This window comes from Sphingomonas sp. (assembly GCF_003248515.1).
Lineage (GTDB): Bacteria > Pseudomonadota > Alphaproteobacteria > Sphingomonadales > Sphingomonadaceae > Sphingomonas_I.
This window is the reverse complement of record NZ_QFOB01000017.1, coordinates 54,679-63,941: the sequence shown is the minus strand read 5'-3', so window position 1 is coordinate 63,941 and position 9,263 is coordinate 54,679. Positions and strand designations below refer to the sequence as shown.

Annotated in this window: 7 protein-coding genes; all 7 read left to right on the top strand. The window is 63.0% G+C overall.

Going from position 1 to position 9,263, the window contains the following annotated elements:
- Positions 1–766: PHA/PHB synthase family protein (locus tag DI605_RS19505; protein ID WP_367120078.1), on the top strand; the 766-nt coding region annotated here is incomplete at its 5' end.
- Positions 767–769: 3 nt separating this feature from the next.
- Positions 770–2,194 (top strand): bifunctional enoyl-CoA hydratase/phosphate acetyltransferase, encoded by a 1,425-nt coding sequence (locus DI605_RS19500; protein WP_293977134.1) that lies wholly within the window; start codon positions 770–772, stop codon positions 2,192–2,194.
- The gene (locus DI605_RS19495) at positions 2,191–3,384 is read left to right on the top strand and encodes an acetate/propionate family kinase (RefSeq protein WP_293977132.1); all 1,194 of its coding nucleotides are present in this window, start codon (positions 2,191–2,193) and stop codon (positions 3,382–3,384) included. Before DI605_RS19500 ends, DI605_RS19495 begins: the two co-directional genes overlap by 4 nt.
- A complete protein-coding gene (gene fabI, locus DI605_RS19490; RefSeq protein ID WP_293977130.1) occupies positions 3,381–4,154 on the top strand; it encodes an enoyl-ACP reductase FabI in 774 nt (257 codons plus the stop codon). The genes DI605_RS19495 and fabI overlap by 4 nt, the downstream gene beginning before the upstream one ends.
- A gap of 38 nt (positions 4,155–4,192) precedes the next feature.
- Complete coding sequence (locus tag DI605_RS19485) at positions 4,193–4,366, top strand: hypothetical protein (protein WP_293977128.1); 174 nt, start codon at positions 4,193–4,195, stop codon at positions 4,364–4,366.
- A gap of 22 nt (positions 4,367–4,388) precedes the next feature.
- Complete coding sequence (locus tag DI605_RS19480) at positions 4,389–5,366, top strand: HlyD family efflux transporter periplasmic adaptor subunit (protein WP_293977126.1); 978 nt, start codon at positions 4,389–4,391, stop codon at positions 5,364–5,366.
- Positions 5,363–9,256 carry a ribosome-associated ATPase/putative transporter RbbA gene (gene rbbA / locus DI605_RS19475; protein ID WP_293977124.1) on the top strand — a complete coding sequence of 1,298 codons (3,894 nt, stop codon included), beginning with the start codon at positions 5,363–5,365 and terminating at the stop codon, positions 9,254–9,256. The genes DI605_RS19480 and rbbA overlap by 4 nt, the downstream gene beginning before the upstream one ends.
- Positions 9,257–9,263: the final 7 nt, after the last annotated feature.

The window sequence follows — 9,263 nt, the reverse complement described above, 5'->3', positions numbered from 1 at the left end:
GCGCGATGGCGACGACAGGCTGGCGAGCGTCACCCTGCTCGCGGCCCAGACCGAGTTCAGCGAACCCGGAGAACTTGGCCTTTTCATCGATGAGTCCCAACTCAATCTGCTCGAGAACATGATGTGGAGCCGAGGCTATCTCGACAGCAGCCAGATGGGCGGCGCCTTCGAGATGCTGCGCTCGAACGATCTCGTCTGGTCGCGCATCCTCACCGAATATCTGATGGGCGAGCGTGCCCCCATGAACGATCTCATGGCGTGGAACGCTGACGGCACGCGCATGCCTTACGCCATGCACAGCCAATATCTGCGCCGTCTGTTTCTCGATGATGATCTGGCCGAAGGCAAATACAAGGTCGACGGCCGGGCTATTTCCCTGTCAGCGCTGCGCAAACCGATGTTCGTCGTAGGAACCGAACGCGACCATGTTGCCCCGTGGAAGTCGGTCCACAAGATCCACATGCTCTCCCCCGCCTCCATCCGCTTCGTGCTGACAAGCGGCGGTCACAATGCCGGCATTGTATCCGAGCCGGGCCACAGGGGTCGTCGCTACAGCTTGCTCGATCGTGTGGAAGACGGACCCGTGCTCGACGCGGAGGAATGGCTGACGCGCGCCGAGCCACATGAAGGAAGCTGGTGGACCGCCTGGGGCGAATGGCTGGACGACCATTCAAGCGAGCCCGTCCCGCCTCCCCCGATGGGATCACCCGACAAGGGATATCCCACGCTCTATCCCGCACCCGGCCACTACGTGAAGGAACATTGAGCGATGGCCGGTCCAGCGATGATCGAAAACCGCACCTTCGATGAAATCGAGGTTGGCGACATCGCATCGGTCACACGAACGCTCGAGCCGGAAGACATTCAGCTTTTCGCCCTGGTGTCGGGCGACGTCAATCCGGCTCACCTCGACGCGGAATATGCCGCGACCGACATGTTCCGCCACGTCATTGCCCACGGCATGTGGGGCGGCGGCCTCATCTCCGCCGTCCTCGGAACGCAATTGCCCGGTCCCGGCACCATCTATCTGGACCAGTCGCTGCGCTTCCGCCGCCCCGTCTCACCGGGCGACCAGATCACCGCCTCGGTCACCGTCGTCGAGAAGCGTGCGGAGAAGAAGATCCTGATCCTCGACTGCCGCTGCACCAATCAGCATGGCGAGGATGTCATCACTGGCCAGGCCCAGGTGATCGCGCCCAGCGAAAAGGTGCGGCGCCCGCGCGCAGAACTGCCGGACGTTCGCCTCAACGATCATGACAAATATCGCCGGCTGATGGAGCTTGCCGGTGGTACCGATCCGGTCCCTACGGCGATCGTGCATCCTTGCAGCGAAGCCGCCATCACTGCGGCGCTGGATGCGGCGCAAGCCGGATTGATCGCCCCGATCCTCATTGGGCCCGAAGCGAAGATCAAGGCCGCAGCCACTGCGGCCTCGCGCACCATCGACGGTTTCCGGATCGTGCCGGTAGCGCACAGCCATGCCGCAGCGGCCAAGGCGGTGGAACTCGTGCGCACGGGCGAAGCGCAACTCGTCATGAAGGGATCACTGCATACGGATGAACTGATGGGCGCGGTAGTCTCTTCCACTACAGGCCTTCGTACCGAAAGACGGATCAGCCATGCCTATGTCATGGACGTGCCTGGCCGTCCGACCCCGCTCATCATTACCGATGCAGCCATCAACATCGCCCCCTCCCTCGAGGACAAGGCCGACATCATCCGCAACGCCATCGACCTCGCCCATGTGATCGGCATGGAGGCGCCGAAAGTCGCGATCCTCGCTGCGGTCGAAACCGTCAACCCGGCGATGCCTTCTACGCTGGACGCCGCGGCGCTCTGCAAGATGGCGGATCGCGGGCAGATTAGCGGCGGCATTCTCGATGGCCCCCTCGCCTTCGACAATGCGGTCAGCGATGCCGCGGCCAGGGAAAAGGGTATCGTTTCCGCAGTGGCAGGCCATGCGGAAATTCTGGTCGTTCCCAGCCTCGAAGCCGGGAACATGCTGGCCAAGCAGCTCACTTTCCTGGGAGGTGCCGACGCGGCCGGTATCGTGCTTGGCGCGCGCGTACCGATCATCCTGACGAGCCGCGCCGACAGCCTGCGCACGCGTCTCGCGTCCTGCGCAGTGGCGGTGCTGATGGCGCGCGCCGCGACGCTGGCAGCCCCCGGATTGCCCAAGAGTCCGAGCGCATGAAGGCGGTCGTCAGCCTCAATTCCGGCTCGTCGAGCATCAAATTCTCTCTATTCGTTATGGAGTCGGGAGGCAGCCTCCAACTCGCGGCCGGCGGAAAGATCGAGAGAATCGGGATAGCGCCAGCGCTGAAGGCCCGAAGGACAGACGGTACCATCCTGCTCGATCGTAACTGGCCGGATGGCGCAGGCCTTACCCACGCCGATCTGCTGGCCGATCTTTTTGCCTGGGCCGTACAGCATCCACTTGAAGGCTATGAGATCGCCGCCATCGGACACCGCATCGTCCATGGTGGCACAGAATTTGCCGCCCCGCGGCTCATCGATTCTGGATTGATCGACAAGCTAGAAGCACTTTGTCCACTGGCGCCCCTGCATCAGCCTCATAACCTGGCTGCCGTCCGCGCGATCACGAAACTTGATCCCGACCTGCCTCAGGTCGCCTGCTTCGACACCGCTTTCCATCATGACAAACCCGCCCTCGCCTCTCGCTTCGCGCTCCCCCGTGCACTTCACGACCAGGGTATCCGCCGCTACGGTTTTCACGGCCTATCCTATGAATATATCGCCCGGCGCCTCGTTGCGATCGACCCGGCGCTGGCCTCGGGCAAGGTCATCGTCGCACATCTGGGCAATGGCGCGAGCCTTTGCGCCATGGCGGCGGGGCAAAGCGTCGACACAACGATGGGGTTCACGGCGCTCGACGGTTTGATGATGGGCACCCGCTCGGGCAGCCTCGACCCCGGTGTCGTGCTGCATCTCATGACGCAGATGGGCATGAGCGCCGAGGCGATAGAGGATATCCTTTACAGGAAATCGGGCCTTCTGGGCGTGTCGGGCATTTCCAGCGACATGCGTACGCTTGCCGCGAGCGACGCGCCCGAAGCGAAAGAAGCGATTGATCTCTTCGCCTGGCGGGTAGGCCGTGAGACCGGCGCCCTTGCCGCTTCGCTGGAGGGTGTGGACGGGATCGTCTTTACCGCTGGCATCGGCGAAAATGACGCAGATATGCGCCGCCGGATCGGCCGCCGGCTCCAATGGCTGGGCCTTGAGATCGATGATCGCGCCAATGCTTCAGGAGAGACGCTGATCAGCAGCCCCGGCAGCCAGATCAAGGCCCTCGTCATTCCCACCGACGAGGAACGCATGATCGCAATTCACACGCTCAACGTGCTGCAGGAGACCGCCCAATGACACCGCTTGTGGATCTTACCGGCAAGCGCGGGCTCGTCATCGGCATCGCAAACGAACACAGCATCGCGGCGGGGTGCGCGGAAGCATTTGCCCGGTGCGGCGCCCGGCTTGCTGCCACCTATCTCAACGAAAAGGCAAAGGGCTGGGTTCAGCCCGTGATCGAGCGGCTCGGTGTTGAATGGACTGCGCCCTGCGACGTACGCGTCCCCGGCGAGCTCGAGGCGCTTTTCAGCCAGGTGGAAGAACGCTGGGGCGGCCTCGATTTCCTGCTGCACTCAATCGCCTTCGCGCCGAAGGAGGATCTTCACGGTCGGGTCGTCGACAGCAGTGCGATGGGCTTTTCGACGGCGATGGACGTTTCCTGCCACAGTTTCCTTCGCATGGCGAAGCTCGCCGAACCGCTGATGGCAACGGGCGGATGCCTGCTTTGCGTGACCTTCTATGGTTCGGAACGAGTGGTCGAACACTATAACCTGATGGGCCCCGTCAAGGCGGCCCTGGAAAGCGCGACGCGCTATGTCGCCGCGGAACTGGGCGCCAAAGCCATTCGGGCACACGCTATTTCACCAGGGCCGATCGCCACCCGCGCCGCAAGCGGAATCGACCGGTTCGACGAGTTGCTCGATCGTGCCGCCGCGCAGGTTCCCGCCGGGAAATTGGTGGACGTAGGCGACGTAGGCGCGCTGGCCGCCTTCCTCGTCAGCGATGCCGCGAAGCGGATCACCGGCACGGTCATTCCGGTCGATAACGGACAGCATCTTTTCGCGTGAGACTGCAACTCCCCCTTGCAACCATCACGGCTACGGCGATGCTGGCGATGGCGCCAAAGGCTCAAGTCGATCTCTCCTGCCCGCTGCAGTGGATCCTCGGCGGAGGCCCGGATCTCCATCCCTTAGGCCAGTGCTCCGCCGGCTACGGCAAAAATCCGTTCGACCAACACAAGCACGTGACGCGCCTGCGGATCGGCGTGGCGCTCGTGTGATGAACGCTCAAGGAGACAAAGCGTGAAGCTGCGGGGCCGCATCGTCATTCCCATTCTGGCTCTCATCATCATCGCCATAGCGTTCGGGCTGTGGTGGACGTTTGGACGCACCGACAAGCTTCCCGCCTCCATCGTGCGCGGCAATGGCCGCCTCGAAATGACACGCACCGATATTGCCGCCAAATATCCCGGCCGCCTGATGTCGCTTGCCGTCCATGAAGGTGATCTCGTCCGGGCGGGGCAAGCCATCGCCCAGCAGGATGACGTGGACCTCAGGGCACAACTCGCCGGTGCGCTTGCCAAGCGCGAACAGGCCGTTTCCGCCCTGATGCGCGCACAAGGGGAGCTCGCCGCGCGAGACAGTCAGGCTCAGCTCGCCCGCATAGACTGGGTCGAGACAGCCAAGCTGCGCGATCGCGACATGGTCTCGAACGTCGAGCTGGAGCAGCGCCGCCTGGCACTGGGCGCTGCGAGAGGTGGCGCAAAGGCGGCAGGCGGCGGTGTCGGCGAGGCACGCTCGGCCATTGCCCAGGCCGACGCCCAGATCGCGCAAACCAGAGCCGGCCTTGCCGATCTGCGGATCATCGCACCGACGCCCGGGCGCGTCGAATATCGTATCGTAGAACCTGGAACGATGTTGCCGCCGGGCGGCAAGATCGTGTCTCTGGTCAATGCTGAGGATATCTGGCTCACCATCTTCCTTCCCGCCTCGGTCGCCGGCAAGATCAGGCTTGGCGACGAGGCGCGCATTCTCCCGCAGGGTTTTGGCGATGCCATCCCCGCACGCATCAGCTTCGTCGCTCCTGATGCGCAGTTCACGCCCAAGTTCGTCGAGACGGCGAGCGAACGCGAGAACCTGTCCTACCGGGTGAAGCTGCAGATCTCCTCTGATCTCGCCCGTCGTCTGGACGGAAGACTCAAGGCCGGCATGACGGCGGACGGGTTCGTGCGCACCGATAAGCGCCAGCCCTGGCCAGATCTCACCGCGACCGACAAATGATCCCTCCCGTCCAGTCCCTCACCGAGGAGGCGATACGGATCGAAAGCCTTTCGCATCGATACGGTGGCATCATCGCCCTGAACGATGTTTCCCTCTCCCTGCCCAAGGGAAAAACCACCGCGCTGGTCGGGCCTGATGGCGTAGGCAAGTCGACGCTGCTCGGCCTCATATCCGGCGTGAAAAAGCTGCAAAAGGGCAGCCTTTCGGTTCTCGGCTTCGATCTTGGTGTGCGCCACAGGCGGGAGGATTTCCTTTCCCGCGTCGCCTATATGCCCCAGGGGCTTGGTCGCAATCTCTACCCGACGCTTTCCGTCCGCGAGAATATCGACTTCTTCGGGCGCCTCTTCGGGCTGTCCGCGATCGAGCGGGAAACGCATATGCGGCGCCTGCTGGACGCGACGGGACTTGCTCCCTTTCCTGACCGGCCCGCCGGCAAGCTTTCGGGCGGCATGAAACAGAAGCTGGGCCTATGTTGCTCGCTGGTGCACGATCCGGACCTGCTCATCCTCGACGAACCGACCACGGGTGTCGATCCTCTGTCACGACGGCAGTTCTGGGAACTGGTGGACGCGATGTGCGCGGAGCGGCCGGACATGACCGTGCTGGTCTCCACGGCCTACATGGAAGAGGCAGAGCGCTTCGGACACCTCGTGGCGATGGACGATGGCAAAGTGATCGCGCAAGGGGATACGCGCGAGATCATGCGCAACGCGGGCGCGGATACGCTGGAAGCGGCCTATGTACGCCTGCTCCCGCAAGACAAGCGACCATCGGGCGACGCGCTGATCGTGCCACCCTGGCGGGATCAGGGCAAGGCGCCGGCGATCGAGGCACATGATCTTACCCGGCGCTTTGGCGATTTCGTAGCGGTCGATCATGTAAACTTTCGCATCGGGCGCGGCGAGATATTCGGCTTTCTCGGCTCAAACGGCTGCGGCAAGACCACAACCATGAAGATGCTGACCGGCCTGCTCGATGCGACGGGCGGAACAGCCAGCCTCTTCGGGCGGCCGATCGCTCCGGGAGACATGGAGACGCGCATGCGCGTGGGCTATATGTCGCAGGCCTTCTCTCTCTATGAAGAGCTTTCGGTTCGCCAGAATCTGGTCCTTCATGCGCGGCTCTATCGCGTGCCACGCCAGCAGGCAGGCGAACTGGTTTCGGCTGCACTTGCCCAGTTCGAGCTCGAAGCCCATGCCGACGCCGTTCCCGCCGCACTGCCGCTCGGCATACGGCAACGCCTGCAACTCGCCGCCGCCTGCCTCCATCGGCCCGAGATCCTGATCCTGGACGAGCCGACATCCGGCGTCGATCCGGCCGCGCGCGACATGTTCTGGCGCCATCTGATCCGCCTCTCGCGCGACGAAGGGGTGACGATCTTCGTCTCGACCCACTTCATGAACGAGGCGGAACGGTGCGACCGCATATCCCTGATGCATCGCGGGCGGGTTCTGGCCGTCGGCACTCCGGCGGAACTCACGCAGCGATATGATGCGCAGCGGCTCGAAGATGCCTTCATCACTGTCCTCGAGAAGGATAATGACGAAGCGCCGACCGCGGCCGCCCCTTTGCCGGTCGATGCTTCGGTCTCTTCGTCCACTCCTGCCGCCGGTGCACGATCGACGGCTCCCGGCCGGCCGCGATTACCAACCGCCGCCGGCGGCTGGCCGGGCTTTGTCTGGGCCTTTGCTCGACGCGAAGCGACCGAACTCATGCGCGATCACATCAGGCTCGCCTTCGCGCTGATCGGCCCGATTATCCTGCTGTGCATCGCGGCCTACAGCATTTCCTTCGACGTGCAGAATATCCGCCTGGCCGTACTCGATCATGATCGCAGCGCCGCGAGCCGCGACCTGCAACTCTATTTCGCGGGATCACGCTATTTCCGGGTCGAACCAGAACTCCGAAGCGACACCGCCGCTGATCAGGCGCTGCGCGAGGCATCGGCCAAGATGGTGCTGGACATACCACCCGGGTTCGGACGCGATCTGGTTGCGGGACGGCGGCCCGCAGTGGACGTCCGGATCGACGGCGCAAGCCCCTTCCCCGCTTCGAATGCCCGCGCTTATGCCGAGGCCGTTTTCCTTCGCTATGCGATCGATCAACTGCGGCCCACGCAGCTCTTCGCGATCCCCGATCTTTCGTCCACAATCGAACCCCGCTTCATCTACAATCAGGAGTTTCGCAGCATCTACGCCATGGCGCCCGGCGTATTGATGCTGTGTATGATCCTCATTCCCGCGATGCTGACCGCCCTCGGCGTCGTGAGAGAGAAGGAGATCGGCTCGATCACCAATCTCTATGCCTCGCCCGCCAGCCTCGGCGCATTCCTGGTCGGCAAACAGACGCCCTATGCCCTTCTTGCGATGATCAGTTTCGTGATGCTGATCCTTGTGACTGTCTTTATATTGGGGGTGGGCCCTTCTGATCGGTGGCTTCCTCTTCATCCTGTCAGTCACCGGGCTCGGGCTGATGATCTCCGCATTTGTGCGCTCGCAGGTCGCCGCCATCTTCGCGACGTCGCTCATCTGTCTCATCCCGTCGGTGAACTTCTCCGGGCTACTCTATCCCGTCTCGACCCTCGTTGGACCTGGCCATATCATCGGACTGATATTCCCCTCCTCCTGGTTCCAGATCATCAGTCTGGGCACCTTTACCAAGGGCCTGGGCATAGCCAGTTTCGGCCAAGCCTATCTGGCCCTGCTGGCGCTCGCATTCCTTTTCGTCGGCGGCGCACGCCTGGTGCTGGGAAAACAGGAGAAATGACGCGCTGGATTCTCAACGTCGCTCTCCTGAGCGGCAAGGAATTGCGCAGTGTCATGAAGGATGTGACGCTGATGGCGCTCATCCTTTTCGCCTTCACCGTGGCGATCCAGCTCGTTGCGAACGGAGTGCGCGCGGAGGTCATGAACGCCTCGGTCGCGATCATGGACCAGGATCATTCCGAACTGTCGCGCCGGCTTCGCGAAGCCATCCAACAGCCTTATTTCAAACCACCAGAGAACATCGAGCGATCCGCGATCGGCCCTGCGATGGACAGCGGCCAATATATCTTCGTCATCGAGATCCCGCCCCGCTTCGAAGCCGATACACTCGCGGGCCGATCACCTTCCGTCCAGATTCTCGTCGACGCGACTGCCATGACGCAAGCAGGCCTCGGCGCCGCCTATTTCCAGCAGATATTCGCTCAGGAAACGCTCGACTTCCTCCACGCCCGGGGCCTCCTGGATGCACTGCCGGTTAAGGTCGAAAGCCGGATGCATTTCAATCCCAACGCCCAGTCGGCCTGGTATACCTCGGTGATGCAGATCGTCACCAACGTGACGGTGCTCTCGATCATCCTCGTCGGCGCGGCAGTGATCCGTGAGCGTGAGCATGGCACGATCGAGCATTTGCTGGTGATGCCCGTGCGCGCCAGCGAGATCGCCTTCGCCAAGATCCTCGCCAACGGCCTCGTGATCCTGCTGGCCTCGATCGCGTCTCTCTGGTTCGTCGTCCATGGCGTTCTGGGGGTGCCACTGACCGGATCGCTCCCGCTCTTCACAGCGGCAATGTTCCTCTACCTCTTCTCAGTCACGTCGCTCGGCATGTGGATGGCCACGCTCGCGCCTTCCATGCCGCAGTTCGGGCTCTTCGCAGTGCCCGTCTATGCCATCGCCTATCTGCTTTCGGGTGCGGCGACGCCGCTCGAGAGCATGCCCCCGGCGGTCCGGACGATCGCTCTGTGCCTGCCGACCACCCAATTCGTGAGCCTCTCCCAGGCGATCCTCTACCGTGGCGCGGGCTTGCGGACGATCCTGCCGGAGCTCGCGATCATCTGCGGCTCGGGCGTGTTCTTCGTGGCGATGGCCGTCAACCGCTTCCGTTCGATGCTCTCAAGGCAAGGCTAGCGTCATG

Coding starts and splice junctions, on each gene's coding strand:
- DI605_RS19485 (WP_293977128.1), top strand. CDS start 4,193: ATGCTGGCGATGGCGCCAAAGGCTCAAGTCGATCTCTCCTGCCCGCTG.
- fabI (WP_293977130.1), top strand. CDS start 3,381: ATGACACCGCTTGTGGATCTTACCGGCAAGCGCGGGCTCGTCATCGGC.
- DI605_RS19500 (WP_293977134.1), top strand. CDS start 770: ATGGCCGGTCCAGCGATGATCGAAAACCGCACCTTCGATGAAATCGAG.
- rbbA (WP_293977124.1), top strand. CDS start 5,363: ATGATCCCTCCCGTCCAGTCCCTCACCGAGGAGGCGATACGGATCGAA.
- DI605_RS19495 (WP_293977132.1), top strand. CDS start 2,191: ATGAAGGCGGTCGTCAGCCTCAATTCCGGCTCGTCGAGCATCAAATTC.